The following is a 24,862-nucleotide window of genomic DNA, read 5'->3' as shown; positions in this document are numbered from 1 at the left end:
AGTTGCCCCAGCCCCGCCGGAGAGGAGAACCGACAGTGGACGCCGAGCTGACCAACAAGAGCCGTGACGCGCTGAACGCGGCCACGAGCAGGGCCGTCAAGGACGGTCACGCCGACCTGACCCCCGCGCACCTGCTGCTGGCCCTGCTCGCCGGCGAGGACAACGAGAACATCACCGACCTGCTCGCCGCGACCGAGGCCGACCAGGCCGCCGTACGCGCCGGAGCCGAGCGGCTTCTCGCCGCCCTGCCCAGCGTGACCGGTTCCACGGTCGCGCCCCCGCAGCCCAGCCGCGACCTGCTCGCCGTCCTCGCCGAGGCCGACTCCCAGGCGAAGGCCCTGGGCGACGACTACCTCTCGACCGAGCACCTCCTCATCGCGGTCGCCGCCAAGGGCGGCGCCGCGGGTGAGGTCCTTTCCGCCCAGGGCGCGACCGCGAAGAAGCTGCTGGCCGCCTTCGAGAACGCACGAGGAGGACGGCGGGTGACCACCCCCGACCCGGAGGGCCAGTACAAGGCCCTGGAGAAGTTCGGCACCGACTTCACGGCAGCCGCCCGCGAGGGCAAGCTCGACCCCGTCATCGGCCGCGACCACGAGATCCGGCGCGTCGTCCAGGTCCTGTCGCGCCGTACGAAGAACAACCCGGTGCTCATCGGCGAGCCCGGCGTCGGCAAGACCGCCGTCGTGGAGGGCCTGGCCCAGCGCATCGTCAAGGGTGACGTCCCCGAGTCCCTGAAGAACAAGCGGCTCGTCGCCCTCGACCTCGGCGCGATGGTCGCCGGCGCGAAGTACCGGGGCGAGTTCGAAGAGCGCCTCAAGACCGTCCTCGCCGAGATCAAGTCGAGCGAGGGGCAGATCATCACCTTCATCGACGAGCTGCACACCGTCGTCGGCGCCGGCGCCGGCGGGGACTCCGCCATGGACGCGGGCAACATGCTCAAGCCCATGCTGGCCCGGGGCGAGCTGCGCATGGTCGGCGCCACCACCCTCGACGAGTACCGCGAGCGAATCGAGAAGGACCCGGCGCTGGAGCGCCGCTTCCAGCAGGTGCTGGTCGCCGAACCCACCGTCGAGGACACCATCGCGATCCTGCGCGGCCTCAAGGGCCGTTACGAGGCCCACCACAAGGTGGTCATCAACGACAGCGCCCTCGTCGCCGCCGCCACCCTCTCCGACCGCTACATCACCTCCCGCTTCCTGCCCGACAAGGCCATCGACCTCGTCGACGAGTCAGCCTCCCGGCTGCGCATGGAGATCGACTCCTCCCCGCTGGAGATCGACGAGCTCCAGCGCGCCGTCGACCGGCTGCGCATGGAGGAGCTCGCGCTGAAGAACGAGTCCGACCCGGCCTCGGTCGAGCGGCTGGAGAAGCTGCGCAAGGACCTGGCCGACAAGGAGGAGGAGCTGCGCGGGCTCACCGCCCGCTGGGAGAAGGAGAAGCAGTCCCTCAACCGCGTCGGCGAGCTCAAGGAGCGCCTGGACGACCTGCGCGGCCAGGCCGAGCGCGCCCAGCGCGACGGAGACTTCGACTCCGCCTCCAAGCTGCTCTACGGGGAGATCCCCGCGCTGGAGCGCGAGCTGGCCGAGGCCACCGAGGAGGAGGCCAAGGCCGGTCCCGTGAAGGACAGCATGGTCAAGGACGAGGTCGGCCCCGACGACATCGCCGACGTGGTCGCCGCCTGGACCGGTATCCCGGCCGGCCGCCTCCTGGAGGGGGAGACCCAGAAGCTCCTGCGGATGGAGGAGGAGCTGGGACGCCGCCTGATCGGCCAGACCGAGGCCGTACGGGCCGTCTCCGACGCCGTGCGCCGCACCCGCGCCGGCATCGCCGACCCGGACCGGCCGACCGGCTCGTTCCTCTTCCTGGGCCCCACGGGCGTGGGCAAGACCGAGCTGGCCAAGGCCCTGGCGGACTTCCTCTTCGACGACGAGCGGGCCATGGTCCGCATCGACATGTCCGAGTACTCCGAGAAGCACAGCGTGGCCCGGCTCGTCGGCGCCCCGCCCGGCTACGTCGGCTACGAGGAGGGCGGCCAGCTCACCGAGGCCGTCCGGCGCCGCCCGTACAGCGTGGTGCTGCTGGACGAGGTGGAGAAGGCCCATCCCGAGGTCTTCGACATCCTGCTCCAGGTGCTCGACGACGGCCGCCTCACCGACGGCCAGGGCCGCACCGTCGACTTCCGCAACACCATCCTGATCCTGACCTCCAACCTGGGCAGCCAGTTCCTGGTCGACCCCTCGGTCTCCGCCGAGGACAAGAAGGCCCGGGTGCTGGAGGTGGTCCGGGCGAGCTTCAAGCCGGAGTTCCTCAACCGCCTCGACGACCTCGTCGTCTTCTCCGCCCTCACCCGGGACGAGCTGACGCACATCGCCGAGCTGCAGATCTCCCGCCTCGCCAAGCGCCTCGCCGACCGCCGCCTCAGCCTGGACGTCACGCCCGAGGCCCTGGCCTGGCTGGCCGACAAGGGCAACGACCCGGCCTACGGTGCCCGCCCGCTGCGCCGCCTCATCCAGACGGCGGTGGGCGACCGGCTGGCCAAGGAGATCCTGTCCGGCGAGATCAGGGACGGCGACACCGTCCGCGTCGACGTGGCCGGCGAGGACCTCCTGGTCGGCCGGGCCCTGTAGGGAGCCCGGTAAGGACCGCCGCGCCCCCGTGTCCGCCCGGAGCGGATCGGGGGTGCGGGGCTGGACACGGGGTGGGAGCGATGGTGGAGGATGGCTGTATCCGCACGAAGGGAAGTACACGGTGAGCATCGACCCGGCCTCGATTCCGAACTTCGGGGGGCAGCCCGAACCCCAGGGGGGACCGGCGGGCCCCGTCGTCCCCGACCAGGATCTGGTGAAGCAGCTCCTGGAGCAGATGGAGCTCAAGTACGTCGTCGACGACGAGGGTGACCTCGCGGCGCCGTGGGAGGACTTCCGCACCTACTTCATGTTCCGCGGCGAGGGCGAGCAGCAGGTCTTCTCCGTCCGGACCTTCTACGACCGCCCGCACGCGATCGACGACAAGCCGCAGCTGCTGGAGTCGATCGACGACTGGAACCGCCGCACCCTGTGGCCGAAGGTCTACAGCCACACGCACGACGACGGCTCCGTCCGGCTGATCGGCGAGGCGCAGATGCTGATCGGCACCGGCGTCAGCCTGGAGCACTTCGTGTCCTCCACGGTCAGCTGGGTCCGCGCGTCGATCGAGTTCGACAAGTGGCTCGTCGAGCAGCTCGGCCTGGAGAAGGAGGTCGACTCCGCGGAGGGCGACGAGGACTCCGACGACGGAGACGACGCCTAGGCGTCCCCCGCTCTAGAGGGGCACCTGCGCCATCAGCAGGAGGTACGCCCCGTAGCCGTACGAGAGCCCGGCCAGGCCGGCGGTCACCGCGACCGCCGTGCGTGGCCGGGCTCTCGCCGTCGCGGCGGCCAGCGGCAGCAGCAGCGGGAAGGCGGGCAGCAGGAACCGCGGCTTCGACTCGAAGAACCCCGCCCCGCCGACGGTGATCACCAGCAGCGTGGCGCAGTAGACGAGCAGCGGCAGCGGCGCCCGGTCCAGCAGCAGGAGCACCGCCAGCAGGGCCGCCACGGCCAGCGCGGCCACCGCGACGGCCACCGGGACGGTGACGGTCCCGCCGGTCAGCACCCGGTCCACCACCCGGACCGTCCCCGCGCCGAAGTCGAAGCGCGAGCCCCACTGCCGCTGGACGGTGAAGTAGCCGAGCACCTCGTGCCGGTGCGCCCCGACGGCCGCCACGTACGCCGCCCAGCCCGCGGGCGCCAGCAGCCCGGCCCCCCACACGGCGGGCCTGCGGTCGCCCCGCAGCAGCTCGCGCAGGGCCGGCAGGGTCACGGCGGCGGCCACGGCGATCCCGGTCGGCCGGGTCAGCCCGGCCAGCACCGCCAGGGACGCCGCCCACATCCAGCGCCCGCGCAGCAGGGCGTACAGGGCCCAGGCGGCCAGCGCGCACAGCAGCGGCTCGGTGTAGCCGAGGGTCAGCACCACCGCGTGCGGCAGCGAGGCCCACAGCGCGACGAGCAGCACCCCGGCCCGCGCCCCCAGCAGCCGCTCCCCGACCCGGTACACCCCGGCGGCGGCCACGGCGGCGGCCGTCCAGGCCACCGCGAGCCCGGCGACGGGGCCACCGCCGAGGAGGTGCGTCAGCAGGGGGTAGAGCGGGAAGAAGGCGTAGTCGCTCTGGATGGAGTGGGAGGCGGGCCACATCTGGGTGCGGCCGTAGCCGTGGGCGGCGAGGGAGAGGTACCAGAAGGAGTCCCAGGAGCCGCCGAGCACCTTGACCGGATCCCGCCCGGCCCACCAGGCCCCGGCGGCGATCACCAGGACCCCGGCCCCGCGCACGGCGGCGAACACCGCGAGCGCGCGCCCGGCCGGCCGGACCGTCCCCGGTCTTCGGACGGCGGCCCGCGCGGGGGCGGCGGGCGGGGTCCGTCCCGTCGTGACGCCCATGGCCGGGCCTACAGCGCCCCGAGGCGCTCCACGGCTTCGCGGAGGACCTCCGTCCGCTTGCAGAAGGCCCAGCGGACCTGGGTGGCTCCGGCCTCCTGGTCGTCGTAGAAGACCTGGTTGGGGATCGCGACCACCCCGCAGCGCTCGGGCAGGGCGCGGCAGAAGGCCAGGCCGTCCTTCTCGCCCAGGGGGGAGATGTCGGTGGTGATGAAGTAGGTGCCCTGGGGGCGGAAGACCCGCAGTCCGGCGGCGGTGAGTCCCTCGGTGAGCAGGTCGCGCTTGGCGGCGAGGTCGGCGCGGAAGGTGTCGTAGTAGCTGTCGGGGAGGGCGAGGGCCTCGGCGACGGCGTACTGGAAGGGGCCGGAGGAGACGTAGGTGAGGAACTGCTTCGCCGAGCGGACGGCCGAGACCAGCGCGGGCGGGGCGGTGATCCAGCCGACCTTCCAGCCGGTGAAGGAGAAGGTCTTGCCCGCGGAGGAGATGGTGACGGTGCGCTCGCGCATCCCGGGCAGGGAGGCGAGCGGGACGTGGCCGCCCTCGAACACCAGGTGCTCGTACACCTCGTCGGTGACGACGAGCAGATCCCGCTCGACGGCCAGTTCGGCGACGGCGGCGAGTTCGTCAGCGGTCAGGACGGTGCCCGTGGGGTTGTGCGGGGTGTTGAGCAGGAGCAGGCGGGTGCGGGGGGTGACCGCGTCGCGCAGGGCGTCGAGGTCGGGGCGGAAGTCCGGGGCGCGCAGGGTGAGCGGGACGCGGACGCCGCCGGCCATGGCGATGCAGGCGGCGTAGGAGTCGTAGAACGGCTCCAGGGCGATGACCTCGTCGCCCGGTTCGAGCAGGGCGAGGAGGGCGGCGGCGATGGCCTCCGTGGCGCCGGCGGTGACCAGCACCTCCGTGTCGGGGTCGTAGCCGAGGCCGTAGAAGCGCTGCTGGTGGGCGGCGATCGCCGTGCGCAGCTCGGGGACGCCCGGGCCCGGCGGGTACTGGTTGCCGCGGCCGTCGCGGATCGCCCGGACGGCCGCCTCGGCGATCTCGGCGGGGCCGTCGGTGTCGGGGAAGCCCTGGCCCAGGTTGATCGACCCGGTGCGGGCGGCCAGGGCCGACATCTCCGCGAAGATCGTGGTGCCGAAGGCGGCCAGACGGCGGTTGAGGAACGGACGGTCGCTGCTCACGGGTGCGGTCATGGGCGCCATCCTGCGGGCAACCTCTGGAGTTGCTCAAGTGTGCTTTGGCGGATCCGGCCCGAGGGCATCCCCCCTCCACGCGGGACGCGGGGATCCCGCCCCCCGGGGGACCGGGGTGTCAGAAAGGGGCGGTGACATGGTCGTCGTCTTGCTGGTGGTCGGGGGGATCGCCGCGGTGGTGATCTGGGTCGCGACGAAGTTCTCCGGTCGCGGCGGATCCGGCAGCGGGGGCTCCGGCAGCAGCTGGTGGGCGGGCGGCGGGGGCTCGTCCTCCGGCGGTTCCTCCTGCGGCTCCTCCTCCTCGTGCGGTTCCTCTTCCTCCTCCTGCGGTTCGTCCTGCGGTTCCTCCTGCGGTGGCGGCGGGTGCGGGGGGAGCTGACACTGGAGCGGTGACACGCGGCGGAGGCGGCCGTCGCGTGGACCGCCCCGGGGGCCGCCGCGTGGACAGCGCGCCCGGCGGGGACAACTTCGTTCGGGCGTCTTGCTGTTCGGGTGCGTACGAAGCCGTACGCGTCCGTGCGCGTCTGTACGAGGCCCGTACGGATGGCCTGTTGTTGAACACGTGAACCGGGTAGCCCCCGGGGGGATGTAAACCCCTTCAAGTTGGGTAAAAGCGCTGTGAGTGCCGTGCCTTTCATGATTCCCTCGGTCGAGTAGATCAGTCCACGGAGGACCTCCCTGGACTCCCTGTGGACCCGTGCCGGTATCCCCCCACCCGTTGAACACCGCTGGCGGGCCCCGGCCCCTCTCCCTCGCGCGTTTGCGGAGCCGACTCATGCTCACGACCCTCCAGACCACCTACACCGACACGCGTGCCTCCGATCTCGCCTGGGCCCTGGGACGGGACCGGCTGCCCGCCCTGGCCGTACTGAACCTCCAGCTCCAGGGGGCGAAGGTGGAGTTGCGCCTGCTCGGGGCCTCCCACCAGGTGCTCCTGGAGGAGGGGGAGGTGCTCTGCTCGGAGACGGTCGCCTGCATGCCCGGCAGCCGCACGCCGCTGCCGCTGGGCGTGGCGAAGCGGGTGGGGGACTGGGAGTACGAGTTCGCCGCGCGCGTCGAGACCCTCTCGCACGGCTCGTTCGCGGGGCGGGCCCAGGAACTGCTGGCCCTGGTCGCGGATCACCCGAACGGCCTCGCGGGCACCTTCCCGGGCGATCCGCACGCCTTCACCGCGATGCTGGCGCAGCGGTACGAGGGGCAGGTGCGCTGGCGTACCTGGCACGCCTATCCGCAGGAGGGCCAGCTGGTGGCCACCCGTACCCGGGTGGGCGTGCGGATGGGGGCGGCGGCCTAGGGGCCGTTGCCGGGGCTCGTTGCCGGAGCTCGTTCCCAGAGGTCGTTTCCGTGACTCGTTCACAGGGCTGGTTCCGTGCGGGCCGGTTGGGTGCATGATTGCGCCAACTGGCGGAATCGGCACCCTACTTGCACCCATGTGGGTGACAGGGTGTCCATGGGTGGTGACGTACGGTTCGCTGCATGATCGACCGTTCCGCCCCCCGCGGGGTGCTCCCGGCGGCGGAGCCGCGGGGCGTGCAGACCGTTCCGGCCGCCCTGCCCGTACAGCCCCGGACCGGCCGACTCCTCGTCCTGGCCACGGTGTTCGTCTGCGCCGCCTGCGGGCTGGTGTACGAGCTGGAGCTGGTCGCCCTCGGCTCGTACCTCATCGGTGACTCCGTCACCCAGGCGTCCGTCGTGCTGTCCGTCATGGTCTTCGCGATGGGCGTCGGCTCACTCCTCGCCAAACGGCTGCGCGCCCGGCCCGCCTTCGGCTTCGCCGCCATCGAGGCCGCGCTCGCCCTGCTGGGCGGCTTCTCCGCCATGGCCCTCTACGCGAGCTTCGCCTGGCTGGGCGAATCCCGTCCGGCGCTGGTCGCGTTCTCCTTCGCCATCGGGGTGCTGATCGGGGCGGAGATCCCGCTGCTGATGGTCCTCATCCAGCGCATCCGCCGGCAGGACGCGGGCGGGGCCGTCGCCGACCTGTTCGCCGCCGACTACGTGGGCGCGCTCGTCGGCGGGCTCGCCTTTCCCTTCCTGCTGCTGCCCGTCCTCGGGCAGCTCACCGGGGCGATGCTCACCGGCACGGTCAATGCGGTCGCCGGCGGGGGGCTGGTCCTGTGGCTGTTCCACCACGACCTCAGCCGGCGCCGTCGCTGGCTGCTGCTCACGGTCAACGCCGCCGTGCTCGCCGGGCTCGCCTGCGCGGCGCTGCTCGCCGACGACTTCGAGCGGGTCGCGCGTACCGCCGTCTACGGCGGGGAGGTACGGGTCGCGGTGCAGACCGGGGTCCAGGAGCTCGTCATGACCGGCCCCTCCACCGGCTCCCCACGCACCCTCGACCTCTACCTCGACGGGCGGCTGCGGGTCAGCGGCTACGACGAGTACCGCTACCACGAAGCCCTGGTCCACCCCGCGATGACCGGCCCGCACGCCCGGGTCCTGGTCCTCGGCGGGGGTGACGGGCTCGCCGCCCGCGAGGTGCTGCGCTACCCCGACGTCACCTCCGTCACCGTCGTCGAGCTCGACCCCGGGGTGGTCAGGCTCGCCCGCACCGACCCGATGCTCTCCGCCCTCAACGGCCGCGCCTACGAGGACCCCCGCCTGGGCGTCGTCTCCCAGGACGCCTTCCGCTGGCTGCGCGGGCCCGCAGCCCGCGACCGGTTCGACGTGATCGTCTCCGACCTCCCCGACCCGGGCATCACCCCGAGCACCAAGCTGTACTCGCAGGAGTTCTACGGGCTGGCCGCGCGGGCGCTGAAGCCGGGCGGGCGCATCGCCGTCCATGCCGGGCCGCTGAGCACGCGGCCCCGTACGTACTGGACGGTCGAGGCCACCCTGCGCGCCGCCGGCCTGCTCACCACCCCCTACAGTGCGGGCGGACGCCTCTCGGGCTTCACCGCCGGGCCCGACCGCACCCTCGGCGCGGCCGACGCCCCGCCGCAGGACTGGGGCTTCGTCCTCGCCGCCCGCGACCGGGTGCCCGAGCTGCGGGTGGACCGGGACGCGCCCGCCCTGCGCGCGGTGTCCACCCGGGGCCTCCAGGACGCCGCCCGGGACGCGTCCCGCACCCGGCTGCCCGGCCTGCCGCCCTCCACCCTGCCGCATCCGCGCTACTCCTAGGTCGTCCCGCTCCCGGTGCGTCGCGTCCGTGGGCACGGGCGGCTCTCGTCGGTAGGCTCGACGGTATGGAGCATCAGGTGTTCGTTCCGGTACCGGCAGACGACCTGCGCGCCGTGCTGCGCGACCCCGCGCGGCTGGCCCGCTGCGTGCCCGGACTCCAGCAGGACGCGGATACCGACGCGGCCGCCGCCGGTGCGGTGGCCGGGCGGCTCAGGCTGCGCGTCGGCTCCAGCAGCGTCACGTACCGGGGGACCCTGAGGCTGGCCGAGCGGGAGCCGGGGCACTTCGCCGTGGAGTGCGAGGGCGCCGAGGCGCGGGGCCACGGCACCGTGAAGGTCTCGGCGGTGCTGCGGCTGAGCCCCCACGACGGCGGGACCCAGCTGGAGTTCACCGGGGAGGCCGCCGCCGACGACGACGGCCGCACCTCCACCTTCGACCACGACACCCTGACCACCGCCGTCCACCGCCTCCTCGACCGTCTCTGCGCCAACCTGGCGGAGGCGGCGGAAGCGGTCGAGGACGCCGAGGCACCTCCGGCGTCCCCCGGCCCCCTCCCGGGCGAGGGACTGCCCGGGGCCCCCGACACCCCTCTGGGCGGCGTCCCGGAGGTGCCCGGCGTGCCCGACACCCCCTTCGGCGGCGTCCCGGAGGTGCCCGGCGTGCCCGACACCCCCTTCGGCGGCGTCCCCGAGGTCCCCGGCGTCCCCGAGGTGCCCGACATCCCCGGCGTCCCCGACTTCGGTGGGTTGCCGGAGATCGGCGGGGTGCCGGAGTCCGGCGGGTTCGGGGATGCCGACCCCACCGCGCCCCCGAACCCGCCGGCCGAAGCCGCCCACGCCCGCCGGACGATGATCGGGCGCAGTGCCGAGGAGGTCGACCACGCGCCGCCGCGCGGCCGCTACGCCCCCGTCCCCGCCCCCTCCGCCGGAGGCAACGGCTCGGCCCTGCGCTGGGCCGCCCCGGCCGCCGCCCTGGCCGTGGCCTCGGCGGTGGTCGTCGGAAGGGCACTGCGCCGCCGACGCTGAAGCGATGCACGACCGGGGGTCAGCGGCCGCCGGGACCGCTCGCCGTAGGGTCGGCCGTATGAGTACGCAACTGGGCGCCGGCGGCGCCGAGATCACCATCGACCAGGACAACGGCTGCCGCATCGCGAGCCTGCGCTACGACGGCCTGGAGCTGCTGCGCCAGGGCGCGCACTACGGGTGCTTCCCGATGGTCCCCTGGTGCGGCCGGATGGCGGACGGGCAGTTCCGTGACGGGGCCGCCGTCCGCCGGCTCCCCGTCAACCACCCCCCGCACGCCATCCACGGCCTCGGCCGTGACCTGCCGTGGCGGACCGCTTCCGTGACCGACACCGGGGCGGCCTTCTACTTCGACCTCGCCGACCCCTGGCCGCACGCCGGACGGGTGACGCAGACCTTCGAGCTGAGCGCGGACGCGCTGACGATCACCCTGGGGGTGGAGACGTATCAGGACTCCTTCCCGGCCCAGGCCGGCTGGCACCCCTGGTTCAACCGCACCCTGACGGCCGGTGGCGCCGAGGCGCAGATCGCCTTCGACCCGGCGTGGCAGGAGGAGCGCGGCGAGGACCACCTGCCGACGGGCCGCCGGATCGACCCCACCCCCGGCCCCTGGGACGACTGCTTCGGGATGCCCTACGGGGTCGACGTCACCCTCACCTGGCCCGAGGAGCTGGAGCTGAAGGTGGCCGGCTCGGCCGAGTGGGTGGTCGTGTACGACGAGCAGCCCGAGGCGGTCTGCGTGGAGCCCCAGTCGGGGCCGCCGAACGGTCTGAACACCCTTCCGCGGCTGGTCACCCCGGTGGACCCGCTGGAGGTCTCCACGACCTGGACCTGGCGTCGGCTGCGTTCGCCGCACTAGGGCCCATTTAAGCTCGACGCATGACTGACGTACGCGATGCGCTTCTGCAGCAGATCAAGGACAAGGCCGTCGTGCACGGCAAGGTGACCCTCTCCTCCGGCAAGGAGGCCGACTACTACATCGACCTCCGCCGCATCACCCTCGACGGTGAGGCCGCGCCCCTGGTGGGCCAGGTCATGCTCGACCTGACCGCCGACCTCGACTTCGACTGCGTCGGCGGTCTGACCCTGGGCGCCGACCCGGTCGCGACCTCGATGCTGCACGCCTCCGCCGCCCGCGGGCAGCGGCTGGACGCCTTCGTCGTCCGCAAGGCGCAGAAGGCGCACGGGATGCAGCGCCGGATCGAGGGCACCGACGTCAAGGGCAAGCGCTGCCTGGTCGTCGAGGACACCTCCACCACGGGCGGCTCCCCGCTGACCGCCGTCGAGGCGGTCCGCGAGGCCGGCGGTGAGGTCGTCGCCGTCGCCACGATCGTGGACCGCGGTGCCTCCGAGGCCATCGCCGACGCGGGCCTGCCCTACCTCACCGGCTACCAGCTCGGTGACCTGGGCCTCGCCTGACCCTTGTGACCTGCGGCTTTCCAGGAGGGCGGGATGTTTCACGTGAAACACCCCGCCCTTCTCGCCGTACGAGGGCCGCGACGCGGGGTGGAGTGTCGCGCCGAGTCTGGAAAGATAGGCGCGACGATGACGTCACCCCCAGGTCAGGGCCCGCAATAAGCACACTCCCCGCACATCCAAGGAGCGGACAGATGCCCATCGCAACCCCCGAGGTCTACAACGAGATGCTCGACCGGGCGAAGGCAGGCAAGTTCGCCTACCCGGCCATCAACGTGACCTCGACCCAGACCCTGCACGCTGCGCTGCGCGGCTTCGCGGAGGCCGAGAGCGACGGCATCATCCAGATCTCCACCGGCGGTGCCGAGTTCCTGGGCGGCCAGTACAACAAGGACATGGTCACCGGTGCGGTCGCCCTGGCCGAGTTCGCGCACGTCGTCGCCGCCAAGTACGACATCACGGTCGCGCTGCACACGGACCACTGCCCCAAGGACAAGCTGGACGGCTACGTCCGCCCGCTGATCGACATCTCCGCCGAGCGCGTGGCCAAGGGCCTGAACCCGCTCTTCCAGTCGCACATGTGGGACGGCTCCGCCGAGACCCTGGCCGACAACCTGGCCATCGGCCAGGAGCTGCTCGCCAAGGCCGCCGCCGCGAAGATCATCCTTGAGGTCGAGATCACCCCGACCGGCGGCGAGGAGGACGGCGTCAGCCACGAGATCAACGACGAGCTGTACACCACCGTCGAGGACGCCATCCGCACCGCCGAGGCCCTCGGCCTGGGCGAGAAGGGCCGCTACCTGCTGGCCGCCTCCTTCGGCAACGTGCACGGCGTCTACAAGCCGGGCAACGTCGTCCTGCGCCCCGAGCTGCTCAAGGACCTCCAGCAGGGCGTCGGTGAGAAGTACGGCAAGAGCAACCCGTTCGACTTCGTCTTCCACGGCGGCTCCGGCTCCAGCGAGCAGGAGATCGCCACCGCGCTGGAGAACGGCGTCGTGAAGATGAACCTCGACACCGACACCCAGTACGCCTTCACCCGCCCGGTTGCGGACCACATGTTCCGCAACTACGACGGTGTCCTGAAGGTCGACGGCGAGGTCGGCAAGAAGTCCACCTACGACCCGCGCACCTGGGGCAAGCTGGCCGAGGCGAGCATGGCCAAGCGCGTCGTCCAGGCGTGCGCCGACCTGCGCTCCACGGGCACCAAGCTGAAGTAGCCTCCGGCCCTCGAAAAGGGGTCCGCCCGTCCGGCAACGGACCGGCGGACCCCTTTTTCCATGTCCGCCCGCAGGAGTGCGCGGAGCTGACCCACGCCGGTGGACGTGTGCCCGCGCGATGGTGTGGAATCTAGCGACAGAAAACGTACCCGTGGGAATGTGAAGCCGGCGGGCCAGGAGAGGCGACGCCACACATGAGGACAGAGCGACCCCAGGTGAAGCAGGACCGGGCGGTCCGCACCCGCCGCGCCATCCTGGAAGCGGCGGCCGTGGTCTTCGAGGAGCACGGCTACGACGCGGCCAAGCTCTCCGACATCGTCAACATCGCCAAGGTCACCAAGGGCGCCCTCTACTTCCACTTCGACTCCAAGGAGGGACTGGCCCAGGCCGTCATCGACGCGCAGAACGAGGGCCGGCCGCAGGCGCTGCCCCAGGCGTACAAGGCCCAGGAGTTCATCGACATCGGCATGGTCTTCTCGCACCAGATGCGGCACGAGGTGCTGATCCGGGCCAGTGCCCGGCTGACCCTGGACCAGACGGGCCGTGACCTGGACCGGGCCACGCCCTACGAGACCTGGATCGACCTGTGCGCCGGCGTGCTGTCCGAGGCGCAGCGGCGCGGGGAGCTGCTGCCCGGCGTGGACCCGGTCGTGCCCGCCCGGCTGATCGTCGGCGCGTACGCGGGGCTGAACACCATGTCCCACACCCTCGGCATCGACCTGGACGCCCAAGTGGCCGAGCTCTACACGCATGTGATGCCGAACGTGGTGGTCCCCGCAGTGGCCATCCGGCTGGACACCGCTCCCGGGCGCGGCGCACGGGCGCTGTACGGGGCGCAGGGCGTCCACGCCTGCCGGGCCGGCTGCGCGAACGGCACGCCCCCGGCCGGGGACGGCTCCGAGGGCGACGGTCCGGCCGCCTGACGGGCCGCCACGCCGCGCCGACCGGCCCCCTTCCCAGAAAGATCCTTCCGGGTATGATTTTTCTGCTCGCCTGCCCAGGGAGAACACTGTGGACATTGAGGTACTCGGCGCACCGCGGGTCACCGAGAACGGTATGGCCATCACCGCCCCCACCCCGGAGTCCCGGCACGTCCTGGCCGTGCTCGCGGCCTGCCCCGACCGCCTCGTCCCGGCCCGCGTGCTCGCCGAGGAGCTGACCCGCCACACCCCGCCCGAGCATGCCCGGGCCGCCCTGGACACCGCTGTGCGCCGGCTGCGCGAGCGGTTCGCGGAGGCGCTCGGGGCCGGCTCGGTCCGTACCCCGGAGACCGTTCTGCGCACCTGTCCCGGCGGATACCTCCTCGACACCGGCGGCGGTCGCTGTGACGTCCGGGTGTTCGAACGCGAGGCCGGCGCCGGCTACCGGGCCATGGGCCGCGGGGACTTCGTCCAGGCATCGGCACGGCTGCGCCGCGCCCTCGACCTGTGGACCGGGCCCGCCCTGGACGGCATCGACGCCGGGACCTGGCTCCGCGGCCGCACCGCCGCGCTCGACGCCGACCGGCTCTCCGTCCTCGGCCAGTGGGTGGAGGCCGAACTCGCCCTCGGCCACCACCGCGAACTGCTCCTGGAACTCGCGGTCCTGCGCGCGGCCGGCGGCCCCCGCCCCGGCGGGGCCTACCTGGCGGCGGTGTGCCGGGCCGAAGCCCGTGTCACCGCCCTGCGCGCCGCCCGCCCGGCCCCCGGACTGCCCCTGGCGGGCGCCCCGTGCCGCTGACCGGCCGAGCTGTGGCCGGTGCTTGACCCTGCGTCGCCCGGAACCTAGGTTCGGGACGGGACGCGGGGGAAAACAGCTGGTCGGAGGGGGTCGGCAGGATGCGGGGGGATGACGCGGGCGCACTGGCCGTACTGGAACTGCTCGCGGAGGACGCCCCGCCGGCGCAGTACGAGGCGCTGCTGACGCGGGCGCGCGCGGCCGGCGCCGACGACGCCACCCTCGACGCGCTCACCCGCGCCCTGGAACTGGCCCGCTCCGTCCAGGCCCGCGCGCACCGCAGCCGGCAGCGCGAAGCCGCCCTCACCGCGCTCGTCGACACCGCCCACGACCTCACCTCCCCCTACGACATCGACGGACTGCTCCGCCTGATCACCCGCCGCGCCCGGCGCCTCCTGGGCTTCGACATGGCCTGGCTCTCCCTGAGCCGTCCCGACGGATCGGCCTACGTCCGCACCTCCGAGGGCGAGACCACCGCCCTCAACGCCGGCCTGGAGCTCGGCACCGGCCGCGGCCTCGGCAGCATCGCCCAGGCCCGCCGCTCCCCGGTGTGGACCCCCGACTACCTCACGGACCCCACCATCGCGCACGCCCCCGCCATCGATGCCGTCGTGGAGGCGGAGGACCTGCACGCGATCATCGCCGTCCCGCTGCGCCGCGGGGACTCCACGCTCGGCGCCCTGTACGGATCCGACCGCGCCGTACGGCAGTTCACCCCGGACGAGATCGGCGTCATGCTCTCCCTCGCCGACCTGGCCGCCGTCGCCATCGAGAAGGCGCGGCTGCTGGAGCAGACCCGCGACCAGGTCACCGAGCTGGAAGCCTTCGGCTCGCGCACCCACACCGCCCTCACCCGCGTCCGCTACCTGTGGGAGTGCCACGCCCGCCTCGCCGGGCTCGTGCTGGACGGCGCCGGACTGCCCACCCTGGCCCGGGCCACCGCCGACGCGCTGGACGGCGTCCTCCAGGTGCGCGACCCGGGCGGGCGCCCGCTGACCGCCACGGGGGAGCTGCCCGGCCTGGACGAGGAGGCCGTCACCAAGGGGGCCCTCCAGGCGCTGACCGACCGCCGCCCCGTCCGGCTGCCCGGCGACCTGTGGCTGGCCCCCGTCCTGGCCGGCGCCGAGGACCTCGGGGTGCTGCTGCTGAGCGCCTCCGCCCCCCTCGCCGACGAGGACGTACGGCTGCTCCAGCTGGCCGCCCAGTCCGTGGCCTGCCTGATGCTGATCCAGCGGGGCACCGCCGCCGCCGAGGGGCCCGTCCACGACGAGCTCCTCGCCGACCTCCTCGACCGGCCGCACTCCGTCGACCTGCACCTGCTGGAACGGGCCCGCCGGCTCGGCATCGACCTCGACCGCCCGCACGTGGTGGTCGTCTCCCGGCCCGAGGGCGGCGAGCTGGGCAAGGCCGTCGCCTGGGCCACCTCGTACGCCTACCGGACGGGCGGCCTCAAGGGCGTCCGCCGGGGCTGCATCGCCCTGGTCCTGCCCGGCACCGACGCCTCCGACGCCGCCCACCGGGTCTCCGGCGAGCTGTCCCCGCTGCTGGGCCACGCGGTGTCCACCGGCGCCGCCGGACCCACCGGAGGCCCGGGCGAGGTGGCCCGCGTCTACGCCGAGGCGGTGCGCTGCCTCGACGCGCTGACCGCCCTGGGCGGGGCCGGCGGCACGGCCTCCCTCCAGGAACTGGGCTTCCTCGGGCTGCTGCTGTCGGCCGACCACGACGTGGAGGCGTACATCGCCCGCACCATCGGTCCCGTCCTGGAGTACGACACCGGACGGCCGACCGAGCTGACCCGCACCCTGGAGGAGTACTTCGCCTCCGGCGCCAGCCCCACCCACGCCGCCGAGGCCCTCCACGTCCACCCCAACACCGTCTCGCGCCGTCTGGAGCGCATCGGCGAACTCCTCGGCCCCGACTGGCAGAAGCCCGCCCGGGCGCTGGAGATCCAGATGGCGCTGCGGCTGCGCAGGACCCGTACGGTCCTGCACGACCGCCGCGCCGCCGCCGGCCGGTCGGCGGCCTCCCCCTACGCGGCCCCGTACGAGGCCCCGTAGCCCTCCGCCGCCGTCAGCGCGCGGGCGGCGTGCGCCACCGAGGCCAGGGTCACGTGCCGGTGCCAGCCGGGCAGTGCCCGCCCCGCGAAGTCGCGCAGCCCCGCCTCCTGTCCGCTGTGCTCGGCGGCGAACGCCACCCGCCGGCCCTGCTTCGTCAGCCGCAGCAGCGGACCCACCGGCAGCCGCACCAGGTCCGTCACCCACAGCTGCGACGGGGGGCGCCGCGGGTCCGTCCACTCGCCGACCAGCAGCAGGTGGCGGCGGCGGGCCGGGGAGGGGTCGGGCATCATCACCCGCACCGCGACCGCGAGGGTGCTGCGGTGGCGGCCGCCTCCGGCAGCAGGATCCGGATCGTTCCACTCCACCGGCGTGCTGAGCCCCTTCACCGACTGGAGGACGTCCCGCGCGCAGCGGGCCCCCGCGCCGTGCCCCGGCAGCGCCGGATCGGTGACGAGCAGCGGAGTGGAGGGGCCGATGCGGGCGATGACGGGCAGCCCGGCCTCGGCGAAACGGTTCATCGTGGACCGGGTCCCGATCTGCCGGATGTCGAGCACGACCGGGCGCACCGGGCTCCCGCTGCGCCGCACCGTGGAGATCACGGCGGCCGCGGCGGCCTCCTCGTAGGCGGCCCGCGCGGCGTGCTGCGTGTCCGGCGCCGCTGCGGATGCCGCTGCCGGTGCGGCTGCCGGTCTCGTTTCCTGATCCTGATCCTGATCCGGGTCCGGGTCCGGGTCCGGCTCCGGGAGGAACATCTCCCAGCCCACCGGCGTGACCAGCGCGGCCGAGGCGAACCAGGTCCCGAACGCCTGCTGGCCCCGGAACATCTGCCCCTGGTGCGGGTCGAAGCGGGTGGCCACGCCCACCGAGTGCTCCCCGCCCTTGGGGATGGCCATCGGCTGCGCCACCCACGCCGTCAGCGGACTGGCCGCCTCCAGGAACCGGGAGAGGTTGGCGCGGATCGGCTGCCAGTCCCAGGTGGAGCCGGAGATGAAGTGGTGCATGCTCTGCTCGGCCGCCCCGCCGCCGACCTGGCCGGCGATCCCGCGCATCGACTTGCGGCCGGGCAGGGCCAGCAGCCCCTGGACGTACTGGCGGCCCTTCTCGCGCTGGTCCTTGCGGCGCAGCGAGGAGAACACGGCCGCGCACAGGTCGTCGGCCACCTCCCGGGCCGGATCCGGCCGCCCCGTCCCGCCGCCCCCGGTCCCGCTTCCCGCCCCGCTCCTCTCGCTCCCCGCCGCCCCCGCGGTGGTCCCCGTCCCCGTGATGGTCCTGCTGCTCATGCCCGCATTCACGACATGCCCCCCTCGGCGTGCGTCCACTGCCCCTCTACCGTCCGCCGAGCACCCCCTGTTCGGGGAGGTGGGCCGGTCACCGCGCTCGCCCGCCCGGTGGTGGGGTCCCCACCACCGGGCGCGGTGACGCCGTCGGCGGGGCGCCGGCCCCGTCGCGTCGGACACACTGATCCCATGTCGATTCACCAGAACCTGCTCGGGGGCCCCGCCCCCACCCACCTCCCCGACGAGCCCGCGCCCCGCGAGGCCCTCGCCGCCGGCACCGCCCCCGCCGAGGTGGCCGCCGCCCACCCCACGTCCTCCCTGGCCTGGGCCGCCCTGGCCGACGAGGCGTTCGCCGCCGGCCGGACCGTCGAGTCGTACGCGTACGCCCGTACGGGCTACCACCGCGGCCTGGACGCCCTGCGCCGGGCCGGCTGGAAGGGCCACGGCCCGGTGCCGTGGGAGCACGAGCCCAACCGCGGCTTCCTGCGCGCCCTGCACGCCCTGGCCCGGGCCGCCGGGGCCATCGGCGAGAAGGAGGAGTACGAGCGCTGCGCGGCCTTCCTGCGCGACTCCTCGCCCACCGCGGCGGACACGCTCGCATAACGCCCTGACCGGCTGCCCTAGAGACGCCCCGGATCTCCTGTTTATGATGCGATGCAGGGGACCGGGGCTCCACTTGCCGAGTCGGAAGGAGCGGACCGCTACCCGGAAGCACGTGTCGAGGAGACAGAGATGTCGCACGCCCTTGATGCCTCCGGAGCCGGTTCGGACACCCCGAACCTCGACTTCGACGGCACCACCCCCTACGAGGACTACGTCCAGGCGGACGTCCTCACCCACCTCCAGCACCTGCGCTCGGACGACCCGGGCGAAATGGTCTTCCTGGTCACGACCCAGGTCATGGAGCTGTGGTTCACCGTCATCGTCCACGAGTGGGAGACCGCCGCACGCGCCCTGCGCGAGGACGACATCCCGGTGGCGATGGACGCGCTGAAACGATCCCTCAGGGAGCTGGAGGCGCTCAACCACTCCTGGCGGCCGCTGGCCCAGCTCACCCCCGCGCAGTTCAACGCCTACCGCGGCGCCCTCGGCGAGGGCTCCGGCTTCCAGTCGGCGATGTACCGCCGGATGGAGTTCCTGCTGGGCGACAAGTCCGCGTCCATGCTGGTCCCGCACCGCGGCGCCCCGCGCGTCCACGCCGAGCTGGAGAAGGCCCTCCAGGAGCCCTCCCTCTACGACGAGACCCTGCGCCTGCTCGCCCGCCGCGGCCTGCCCGTCCCGCAGTCGGTCCTCGACCGGGACGTCTCCCAGCGCTACGAGCCCTCCCCGGCCGTCGAGGCCGTCTGGACCGGCCTGTACGCCGACCCGTCCGGGGCCCACGCCGACCTGCACCGCCTCGGCGAGGTCCTCACCGATGTGGCCGAGCTCGTCTGGCGCTGGCGCAACGACCACCTGGTCGCCACCCGCCGCGCGATGGGCGCCAAGACCGGCACCGGCGGCTCCGCCGGGGTGGCCTGGCTGGAGAAGCGCGCCTCGAAGAACGTCTTCCCCGAGCTCTGGACGGCCCGCAGCCATGTCTGACATGAAGCCCGACGGCCTCCCCGACCTCGCGGACCGCGCCGCCCGCCTCGACGCCGAGGACCCCCTCGGCAAGCTCCGCGCCCGCTTCACCCTCCCCGAGGGCCTCGTCTACCTCGACGGCAACTCCCTCGGCGCCCTCCCGGCCGGCGTTCCCGGCGCGGTGGCCGACGTGGTCCAGCGCCAGTGGGGCGAGCTGCTCATCCGTTCCTGGGACGAGAGCGGCTGGTGGACCGCCCCCGAGCGGATCGGCGACCGGATCGCCCCGCTCGTCGGCGCCGCCCCCGGCCAGGTCACCGTCGGCGACTCCACCAGCGTCAACCTCTTCAAGGCCCTCGTCGGCGCGGCCCGCCTGGCCGCGCCCGGCCGCACGAGGATGCTGGTCGACGCCACCACCTTCCCCACCGACGGCTACATCGCCGCCTCCGCCGCCCGGATGACCGGCCTGGAGCTCGTCCCCGTCGACCCGTCCGAGGCGGCGGGCGCGATGGACGAGGGCACGGCCGTGGTCCTGCTCAACCACGTCGACTACCGCACCGGCCGGCTCCACGACCTGCCCGCCCTCACGGAAGCCGCCCACGCCGCGGGCGCGCTGATCGTCTGGGACCTCTGCCACAGCGCCGGAGCCCTGCCCGTCGGCCTCGACGCGCACGCCGTCGACCTCGCGGTCGGCTGCACGTACAAATACCTCAACGGCGGGCCCGGTTCCCCGGCGTACCTCTACGTCGCCGCGCGCCACCAGGGTGCCTTCGACTCCCCGCTGCCCGGCTGGAACAGCCACGCCGAGCCCTTCGCGATGGAGCCCCGGTACACGCCCGCGCAGGGTGCGGCCCGGGTGCGGGTGGGGACGCCGGACATCCTGTCCATGCTGGCTCTGGAGTCGGCGCTGGACGCCTGGGAGGGGGTGGACGTCGAGGCCGTGCGCGCCAAGTCCCTGGCGCTGACCGACTTCTTCCTCGACTGCGTGGCGGCGTACGTCCCGCAGGGCCGGGTCGAGGTGGTCACCCCGCGGGAGCACGGCCGCCGCGGCAGCCAGGTCTCCCTGCGGACGGAAGGCGCCCGCGAGGTGATGGCCGAGCTCATCTCCCGGGGCGTCGTCGGCGACTTCCGCGCCCCCGACGTCCTGCGCTTCGGGTTCACCCCGCTCTACGTCGGATTCGCCGACGCCGAGCGCGCGGCGCGCACGCTGGGTCACATTTTCGGGTGACCCCCTAGCGAAACGTCACTCCACCGGGCGGGCGGGGCTGCGGCTCCGCCCGCCTCCGTGCGGACTCGTCCCGGAGGACAGCGGCGCGTGGCAGGCTGATACGGTCCCGCTCTGCCGGATCACCGGAACATCTGTCCCCGCTGTCACACGCGTTACCGACACGCGTTACCGAGAGGTCGAGCCGATGACGGACCCCGCAGTCGAACGGGACGCCGCCGAGGCCGAGGCGGCCTTCGCACACCCCCCGGTCGCACCGGACGCGAGCGCCGCGTACGGGGAACACCCCGACCAGGTCATCGACTTCTACGCCCCGCGCGGGGACCGCACCGGCCCGGCCCCGCTCGTCGTCGTCCTGCACGGCGGCGCCTGGCGGGCCCCCTACGACCGCCAGCACGTCACCCCGTTCGCGGACTTCCTGGCCCGGCGGGGTTTCGCCGTCGCCAACGTGGAGTACCGGCGCGGGAGTTCCCTCCCCCGCCAGGGCTCCGGGGGACCGGTGGCGGGTCGCTGGCCGGAGACCTTCGACGACGTGGCCGCCGCCATGGACGCCCTGCCCGGCCTCGTCGCGGCGGCCCTGCCCGCCGCCGACCCCCGCCGGACGGTGGTCACGGGCCACTCCGCGGGCGGCCACCTCGCCCTGTGGGCGGCCGCCCGGCACGTCCTGCCGTCCGGCTCCCCGTGGCGGCTGCCCGCTCCTCCGGCGCTGCGCGGGGTCGTGGCGCTGGCCCCCGTCGCGGACTTCGGGGTCGCGGAGGAGCTCGGCGTGTGCGGCGGAGCCTGCGCGCAGCTGCTGGGCGGCCCGGCCCACTGGGAGGAGCGCCGCCCCTCGGCGGATCCCGCCTCGCTCCTTCCGACGGGCATCGCCACGGCGGTCGTGCAGGGGCGCGAGGACATCGTGGTGCCGCCCGCGGTGGCGGAGTCGTACGCGGCCGCGGCGGCGAAGGCGGGGGAGATCGTCGGGCTGACCCTGGTGGAGGGGGTCGGCCACTTCCCCCTGATCGACCCGGCGGCGGACGCGTGCGCGGTGGTGGCGGAGGAGATCGCGCAGCTGGCCTGGTAGGCCGGATGCGCCGCGTCCTGCGGCCGGCGGCGCCGGTCAGTCCCACTGCCGCGCGGCCAGCGACTCCACCGGCTGCGGCTTGCCGATGACGGCCAGGGCGATGAAGAAGCCGATCTGGCCGATGGCGATGGTCAGGGTGGCCAGCGCCTTCTGGTCGTAGTGCTTCGCCGCCTCCGCGTACAGCTCGTCCGGGACGCGCTCGCGCCCGGGGGCGGCCGGCTGGAAGGTGGCCTCCGCCAGGGCGAGGGCGGCGCGTTCGGCGGGGCTGAAGTACGGGGAGTCCTGCCAGGAGGCGACCGAGGTGATCCGCTCCTCGGACACCCCGGCCTTCCGGAGGAAGCCGGTGTTCAGGACCGTCAGGTAGGTGTTGTTCACGATCTGCCCCGCCCGCAGGTGGACGAGGCTCATCGTGCTGCGGGGCACCGACCGGTTGCCGGTGGCGCGGAAGAGGGCGGAGCTGACGTCGGCCAGCTCCGGCACGAACGCGCCCGGGTCGGGCATGCGCGAGATCGGGGCGGTCGGGGCGGTCGGGGTGTCCGTCATGGCTGCTGCCTTCCGGTGGCGGCCGTCGCCCGGTGCGACGGCCTTCACCCCCCTGACCCGTGGCGGGACGCCGATGTGACGGCGCCGGAGAGGTTTCCTCAGGCGGCCTCGTCCGGGTCCGCCGTCGGGGCGGCCGGTTCCGGCTTGGTGTGGAGGATCTCGCGGGCCTGTTCCGCCGCGCGGGCGATGCTCTCGGAGACGAAGTCCACGAACCGCGCGATGTTCTCCAGCCGGACCCCGGCGGGAGTCTGGGCGCCGAGGACGCCCACGCCCTGACGTGCGGTTTCGGCCAGCTGGGCGGTGCCCTCGGCGCTGGCGATCATCGACTGGTACCAGACGTCGTTGTCGCAGACGTACCGCTCGCGGCGGCGTTCGTCGCGTTCCCGGCGGACGAGCCCCTGGGACTCCAGGTAGGCGATGGCCTTGGAGATCGACGCCGGGCTGACCTGGAGCCGCTGGACGAGTTCCGCCGCGGTGAGGCTGCCGGAGTCGCTGGTGTAGAGGCAGGTCATCACCCGGGCCATCATCTTGGGCGTGCCCGTCGCGATCAGGACCGTCGTGAACGTCTCCTCGTACGCCGCCACCGCCTCGGGGTCGCGGCCGTGGGCCAGCGGCGGCGTGGCGGCCCCGCGGGGCGCGGCCTGCTTGCGGCGGTGGGCCCGGTGCTCGGTGGCGCGGTGGGCGAGGTCGGCGCGGTAGGAGGCGGGGCCGCCGTTGCGCATGACCTCGCGGGTGACGGTCGAGGTCGGGCGGTCGAGCCGGCGGGCGATCTCGGCGTAGGCGAGTCCGTCGGCCAGCCCCAGCGCGATCTGCTGGCGTTCGGACTGGGTGAGTCTGCCTCCGGGCATGGCGTCCTCCTGAGGGGTCGGTCGGCGGTCCAGCATAGCGTTCAGTCGCAGTTCATTGCAATGAACTCCGAGATTTCGTTGCGTTAGATTCGGAACCGATGCAACGATTTCACAGTTCTGAGCTGGGATTATGTGCATCCTGCGCAACGATGTCGTTGCCACTCCAGCGAACGCAACTTAGCGTTTCTCCTGTCAGAAACGAAGCGGAGTCCAGGAGACCACGATGCAGACGTACCCCGCCGCCGCCCCCGTCCGGACCGTCCTCGACATCCCCGCCGGACGCATCCAGCTCATCGCCGCCGACCGCGCCGACGCCACCGTCGAGGTGCGCCCGGCCGACGCCTCCAAGAACCGGGACGTGAAGGCGGCCGGTGAGACCACCGTCGAGTTCCGCGACGGGGTCCTCACGATCGCCGCCGCACCCGCCAGGAGCCGGATCATGGGCGACTCCGGCTCCGTGGAGGTCACCGTCCAGCTGCCCGCCGGCTCGACCGTCGAGGCGACGGTGGCCGTCGCCGGGTTCCGCGCCGCCGGACGGCTGGGGGACGTCGTCCTGGAGGGCGCGCATGCCGAGGTCGAGCTGGAGGAGGCCGCGTCCGCCCGGGTGACCCTCCAGGCCGGCGACGTCGTCCTCGGCCGCCTCGGCGGTCCCGCGCGGATCAGCACCCAGAAGGGTGACATCACCGTCACCGAGGCCGTCCGGGGCGCCGTCACGCTGACCACCCAGCACGGCGCCATCACGGTCGGCGCCGCCCGCGGGGTCAGCGCCACCCTCGACGCCGGCACCGGCCACGGCCGCATCCACAACGCGCTGGCGAACACCGACGGCTCCGCGGCCGCCCTCACCCTCCGCGCGACCACCTCGTACGGCGACATCACCGCCCGCAGCCTCTGAGCGCCGCACCGCATGACGTACTCACCGCACTTACCCGAGGAGCACACCACCATGACCGAGCAGAACCGCCCCGCACTCCAGCAGGCCCTCCAGGACATCGTCGACTCCGGCTGGGCCGGGGCGCAGCTGCGGGTGAACGACCCGCACGGCGAATGGGTCGGCTGCGCCGGTGTGGCCGAGCTGGGCTCCAGCGCCACCCCGCCCGCCGACGGGCACTTCCGGATCGGCAGCAACACCAAGGTCTTCACCGCCACCCTCGTCCTCCTCCTGGTGGCCGAGGGCCGGCTGGAACTCGACGGACCCGTCGCCGGCCACCTCCCCGGGTACGAGCTGGACCCCCGGATCACCCTGCGGATGCTGCTCCAGCACACCAGCGGCCTGTTCAACTTCACCGGCGAGCACTACGAGGACGGCACGGTCGCGCCGGGCATCGCCTGGGAGGGCCAGGAGTGGGTGGACGGCCTGATGCGCACCTACAGCCCGGAGCAGCTGGTGCGGCTGGCCCTCTCCAAGCCCGCGCGGTTCGAGCCGGGGACGGACTGGAGCTACTCCAACACCAACTACGTGCTGCTCCGCCTGCTGGTCGAGGAGGTCACCGGACGCCCGTACGGCGAGGAGATGCGGCGCCGGATCCTGACCCCGCTGGGCCTGTCGGGCACCGTGGTGCCGGACGCCTCGCCGGAGATCCCCGAACCGCACCCGCACGCGTATTACACGTACCAGCACGACGGTGAGTGGAAGACCCTCGACGTGACCCGCGCGAACCCCTCGTGGATCTCCGCCGCCGGAGACATGATCTCGACCACCCGCGACCTGCACACCTTCTTCTCCGCCCTCATGGGCGGCCGGATCCTGCCCGCCCCGCTGCTGGAGGAGATGCGCACGCCGCATCCCAAGATGGGCTACGGCCTCGGACTGTTCGTGCAGGAGACGGAGGACGGCCGCACCGTCTACACCCACAACGGGGGCATGTGGGGCTGGGGGGCGCTGATGTTCGCCTCACCCGACGGCGCCACGACCTTCACGGCCTCGCTGACCTGCGGGGACGCCCGGCTCGGGATGATGGAGGTGGGCGCGCTGTTCGCCGAGGCCCAGAAGAGGCTGGTCGCGGAGGTGTTCTGAGCGTTCTGACGGTGGACGGCTGAGGGGCGGGGGGGGGGGGGCGGGGCCCCCCCCCCCCGGGGGGGGGGGGGGGGCCCGCCCGGGACAGGTTTTTTTGTAATAGTTGTGGTGGGGCGGGGGCGGCCCCCGCGGGGGCGGCGGGGGGGCC

23 protein-coding genes are annotated in these 24,862 nt (G+C 73.5%); 18 read left to right on the top strand and 5 right to left on the bottom strand.

Features of this window, described 5'->3' with window-relative positions:
• Positions 1-35 precede the first annotated feature (35 nt).
• A complete protein-coding gene (gene clpB, locus ABZ716_RS19285; RefSeq protein WP_358960283.1) occupies positions 36-2,627 on the top strand; it encodes an ATP-dependent chaperone ClpB in 2,592 nt (863 codons plus the stop codon).
• Positions 2,628-2,748: 121 nt separating this feature from the next.
• Positions 2,749-3,288 carry a YbjN domain-containing protein gene (locus ABZ716_RS19280; protein ID WP_358960280.1) on the top strand — a complete coding sequence of 180 codons (540 nt, stop codon included), beginning with the start codon at positions 2,749-2,751 and terminating at the stop codon, positions 3,286-3,288.
• Positions 3,289-3,300: 12 nt separating this feature from the next.
• Here ABZ716_RS19280 and ABZ716_RS19275 read toward each other — a convergent pair whose 3' ends face one another.
• On the bottom strand, positions 3,301-4,455 hold the full coding sequence (locus ABZ716_RS19275; RefSeq protein WP_358960278.1) for a hypothetical protein: 1,155 nt from the start codon (positions 4,453-4,455) through the stop codon (positions 3,301-3,303).
• 8 nt (positions 4,456-4,463) lie between these two features.
• The gene (locus ABZ716_RS19270; RefSeq protein WP_358960275.1) at positions 4,464-5,639 is read right to left on the bottom strand and encodes a pyridoxal phosphate-dependent aminotransferase; all 1,176 of its coding nucleotides are present in this window, start codon (positions 5,637-5,639) and stop codon (positions 4,464-4,466) included.
• Between the two features lie 246 nt (positions 5,640-5,885).
• Between ABZ716_RS19270 and ABZ716_RS19265 the strand changes: the two genes are divergently transcribed.
• From ABZ716_RS19265 to ABZ716_RS19220, 10 genes are all read left to right on the top strand, one after another.
• Positions 5,886-6,032, top strand: a complete 147-nt coding sequence (locus ABZ716_RS19265) for a hypothetical protein (protein WP_351891835.1) — start codon at positions 5,886-5,888, stop codon at positions 6,030-6,032.
• 382 nt (positions 6,033-6,414) lie between these two features.
• Complete coding sequence (locus tag ABZ716_RS19260) at positions 6,415-6,933, top strand: DUF2617 family protein (RefSeq protein WP_358809574.1); 519 nt, start codon at positions 6,415-6,417, stop codon at positions 6,931-6,933.
• A 182-nt stretch (positions 6,934-7,115) separates the two neighbouring features.
• Positions 7,116-8,756 carry a polyamine aminopropyltransferase gene (locus ABZ716_RS19255; RefSeq protein ID WP_358960272.1) on the top strand — a complete coding sequence of 547 codons (1,641 nt, stop codon included), beginning with the start codon at positions 7,116-7,118 and terminating at the stop codon, positions 8,754-8,756.
• A 65-nt stretch (positions 8,757-8,821) separates the two neighbouring features.
• Complete coding sequence (locus ABZ716_RS19250; protein WP_358960269.1) at positions 8,822-9,781, top strand: SRPBCC family protein; 960 nt, start codon at positions 8,822-8,824, stop codon at positions 9,779-9,781.
• 58 nt (positions 9,782-9,839) lie between these two features.
• Complete coding sequence (locus ABZ716_RS19245) at positions 9,840-10,637, top strand: aldose 1-epimerase (RefSeq protein ID WP_358809571.1); 798 nt, start codon at positions 9,840-9,842, stop codon at positions 10,635-10,637.
• Between the two features lie 20 nt (positions 10,638-10,657).
• Positions 10,658-11,197: an orotate phosphoribosyltransferase gene (pyrE, locus tag ABZ716_RS19240; RefSeq protein ID WP_355966648.1), complete on the top strand. Its 540-nt coding sequence runs from the start codon at positions 10,658-10,660 to the stop codon at positions 11,195-11,197.
• Between the two features lie 191 nt (positions 11,198-11,388).
• Complete coding sequence (fbaA, locus tag ABZ716_RS19235) at positions 11,389-12,411, top strand: class II fructose-bisphosphate aldolase (RefSeq protein WP_351887474.1); 1,023 nt, start codon at positions 11,389-11,391, stop codon at positions 12,409-12,411.
• Between the two features lie 194 nt (positions 12,412-12,605).
• Positions 12,606-13,334, top strand: coding sequence for a ScbR family autoregulator-binding transcription factor (locus tag ABZ716_RS19230; protein ID WP_358960266.1), 729 nt, complete (start codon positions 12,606-12,608; stop codon positions 13,332-13,334).
• 88 nt (positions 13,335-13,422) lie between these two features.
• Complete coding sequence (locus ABZ716_RS19225; RefSeq protein WP_358960264.1) at positions 13,423-14,130, top strand: BTAD domain-containing putative transcriptional regulator; 708 nt, start codon at positions 13,423-13,425, stop codon at positions 14,128-14,130.
• Between the two features lie 98 nt (positions 14,131-14,228).
• Complete coding sequence (locus ABZ716_RS19220; RefSeq protein ID WP_358960262.1) at positions 14,229-16,184, top strand: helix-turn-helix domain-containing protein; 1,956 nt, start codon at positions 14,229-14,231, stop codon at positions 16,182-16,184.
• On the opposite strand, the gene ABZ716_RS19215 is transcribed toward ABZ716_RS19220, so the two are convergent.
• Positions 16,157-17,464 (bottom strand): transposase, encoded by a 1,308-nt coding sequence (locus tag ABZ716_RS19215; protein WP_358960259.1) that lies wholly within the window; start codon positions 17,462-17,464, stop codon positions 16,157-16,159. The two genes, ABZ716_RS19220 and ABZ716_RS19215, sit on opposite strands and share 28 nt — an antisense overlap.
• Positions 17,465-17,650: 186 nt before the next feature.
• Between ABZ716_RS19215 and ABZ716_RS19210 the strand changes: the two genes are divergently transcribed.
• The 4 genes from ABZ716_RS19210 to ABZ716_RS19195 all read left to right on the top strand — a co-directional run bounded on the left by ABZ716_RS19210 (position 17,651) and on the right by ABZ716_RS19195 (position 21,306).
• On the top strand, positions 17,651-18,064 hold the full coding sequence (locus ABZ716_RS19210) for a DUF3151 domain-containing protein (protein ID WP_351887459.1): 414 nt from the start codon (positions 17,651-17,653) through the stop codon (positions 18,062-18,064).
• A 129-nt stretch (positions 18,065-18,193) separates the two neighbouring features.
• Positions 18,194-19,042 carry a tryptophan 2,3-dioxygenase family protein gene (locus tag ABZ716_RS19205; protein ID WP_351887456.1) on the top strand — a complete coding sequence of 283 codons (849 nt, stop codon included), beginning with the start codon at positions 18,194-18,196 and terminating at the stop codon, positions 19,040-19,042.
• The gene (gene kynU, locus ABZ716_RS19200; protein ID WP_358960256.1) at positions 19,035-20,246 is read left to right on the top strand and encodes a kynureninase; all 1,212 of its coding nucleotides are present in this window, start codon (positions 19,035-19,037) and stop codon (positions 20,244-20,246) included. The genes ABZ716_RS19205 and kynU overlap by 8 nt, the downstream gene beginning before the upstream one ends.
• A gap of 184 nt (positions 20,247-20,430) precedes the next feature.
• A complete protein-coding gene (locus ABZ716_RS19195; protein ID WP_358960254.1) occupies positions 20,431-21,306 on the top strand; it encodes an alpha/beta hydrolase in 876 nt (291 codons plus the stop codon).
• Positions 21,307-21,342: 36 nt separating this feature from the next.
• On the opposite strand, the gene ABZ716_RS19190 is transcribed toward ABZ716_RS19195, so the two are convergent.
• The gene (locus ABZ716_RS19190) at positions 21,343-21,849 is read right to left on the bottom strand and encodes a carboxymuconolactone decarboxylase family protein (protein WP_358809564.1); all 507 of its coding nucleotides are present in this window, start codon (positions 21,847-21,849) and stop codon (positions 21,343-21,345) included.
• Positions 21,850-21,947: 98 nt separating this feature from the next.
• Complete coding sequence (locus ABZ716_RS19185) at positions 21,948-22,697, bottom strand: helix-turn-helix domain-containing protein (protein WP_358960251.1); 750 nt, start codon at positions 22,695-22,697, stop codon at positions 21,948-21,950.
• A gap of 223 nt (positions 22,698-22,920) precedes the next feature.
• Between ABZ716_RS19185 and ABZ716_RS19180 the strand changes: the two genes are divergently transcribed.
• On the top strand, positions 22,921-23,592 hold the full coding sequence (locus ABZ716_RS19180) for a DUF4097 family beta strand repeat-containing protein (protein ID WP_358960249.1): 672 nt from the start codon (positions 22,921-22,923) through the stop codon (positions 23,590-23,592).
• 51 nt (positions 23,593-23,643) lie between these two features.
• Complete coding sequence (locus tag ABZ716_RS19175; RefSeq protein WP_358809561.1) at positions 23,644-24,714, top strand: serine hydrolase domain-containing protein; 1,071 nt, start codon at positions 23,644-23,646, stop codon at positions 24,712-24,714.
• The last annotated feature ends 148 nt before the right edge of the window (positions 24,715-24,862 follow it).

This window comes from Streptomyces sp. NPDC006687, assembly GCF_040636215.1.
Lineage (GTDB): Bacteria > Actinomycetota > Actinomycetes > Streptomycetales > Streptomycetaceae > Streptomyces.
The sequence above is the reverse complement of the archived record's forward strand: the minus strand, read 5'-3'. Positions and strand labels throughout refer to the sequence as shown.

What these genes read in the sequence shown, in the direction of transcription:
- ABZ716_RS19185 (WP_358960251.1), bottom strand. Translation starts at nt 22,697, where the DNA reads ATGCCCGGAGGCAGACTCACCCAGTCCGAACGCCAGCAGATCGCGCTG.
- pyrE (WP_355966648.1), top strand. Translation starts at nt 10,658, where the DNA reads ATGACTGACGTACGCGATGCGCTTCTGCAGCAGATCAAGGACAAGGCC.
- ABZ716_RS19250 (WP_358960269.1), top strand. Translation starts at nt 8,822, where the DNA reads ATGGAGCATCAGGTGTTCGTTCCGGTACCGGCAGACGACCTGCGCGCC.
- ABZ716_RS19245 (WP_358809571.1), top strand. Translation starts at nt 9,840, where the DNA reads ATGAGTACGCAACTGGGCGCCGGCGGCGCCGAGATCACCATCGACCAG.
- ABZ716_RS19230 (WP_358960266.1), top strand. Translation starts at nt 12,606, where the DNA reads ATGAGGACAGAGCGACCCCAGGTGAAGCAGGACCGGGCGGTCCGCACC.
- kynU (WP_358960256.1), top strand. Translation starts at nt 19,035, where the DNA reads ATGTCTGACATGAAGCCCGACGGCCTCCCCGACCTCGCGGACCGCGCC.
- ABZ716_RS19215 (WP_358960259.1), bottom strand. Translation starts at nt 17,464, where the DNA reads ATGAGCAGCAGGACCATCACGGGGACGGGGACCACCGCGGGGGCGGCG.
- ABZ716_RS19190 (WP_358809564.1), bottom strand. Translation starts at nt 21,849, where the DNA reads ATGACGGACACCCCGACCGCCCCGACCGCCCCGATCTCGCGCATGCCC.
- ABZ716_RS19205 (WP_351887456.1), top strand. Translation starts at nt 18,194, where the DNA reads ATGTCGCACGCCCTTGATGCCTCCGGAGCCGGTTCGGACACCCCGAAC.
- ABZ716_RS19255 (WP_358960272.1), top strand. Translation starts at nt 7,116, where the DNA reads ATGATCGACCGTTCCGCCCCCCGCGGGGTGCTCCCGGCGGCGGAGCCG.
- ABZ716_RS19195 (WP_358960254.1), top strand. Translation starts at nt 20,431, where the DNA reads ATGACGGACCCCGCAGTCGAACGGGACGCCGCCGAGGCCGAGGCGGCC.
- ABZ716_RS19220 (WP_358960262.1), top strand. Translation starts at nt 14,229, where the DNA reads ATGCGGGGGGATGACGCGGGCGCACTGGCCGTACTGGAACTGCTCGCG.
- ABZ716_RS19275 (WP_358960278.1), bottom strand. Translation starts at nt 4,455, where the DNA reads ATGGGCGTCACGACGGGACGGACCCCGCCCGCCGCCCCCGCGCGGGCC.
- ABZ716_RS19270 (WP_358960275.1), bottom strand. Translation starts at nt 5,639, where the DNA reads ATGACCGCACCCGTGAGCAGCGACCGTCCGTTCCTCAACCGCCGTCTG.
- fbaA (WP_351887474.1), top strand. Translation starts at nt 11,389, where the DNA reads ATGCCCATCGCAACCCCCGAGGTCTACAACGAGATGCTCGACCGGGCG.
- ABZ716_RS19260 (WP_358809574.1), top strand. Translation starts at nt 6,415, where the DNA reads ATGCTCACGACCCTCCAGACCACCTACACCGACACGCGTGCCTCCGAT.
- ABZ716_RS19210 (WP_351887459.1), top strand. Translation starts at nt 17,651, where the DNA reads ATGTCGATTCACCAGAACCTGCTCGGGGGCCCCGCCCCCACCCACCTC.
- ABZ716_RS19180 (WP_358960249.1), top strand. Translation starts at nt 22,921, where the DNA reads ATGCAGACGTACCCCGCCGCCGCCCCCGTCCGGACCGTCCTCGACATC.
- ABZ716_RS19175 (WP_358809561.1), top strand. Translation starts at nt 23,644, where the DNA reads ATGACCGAGCAGAACCGCCCCGCACTCCAGCAGGCCCTCCAGGACATC.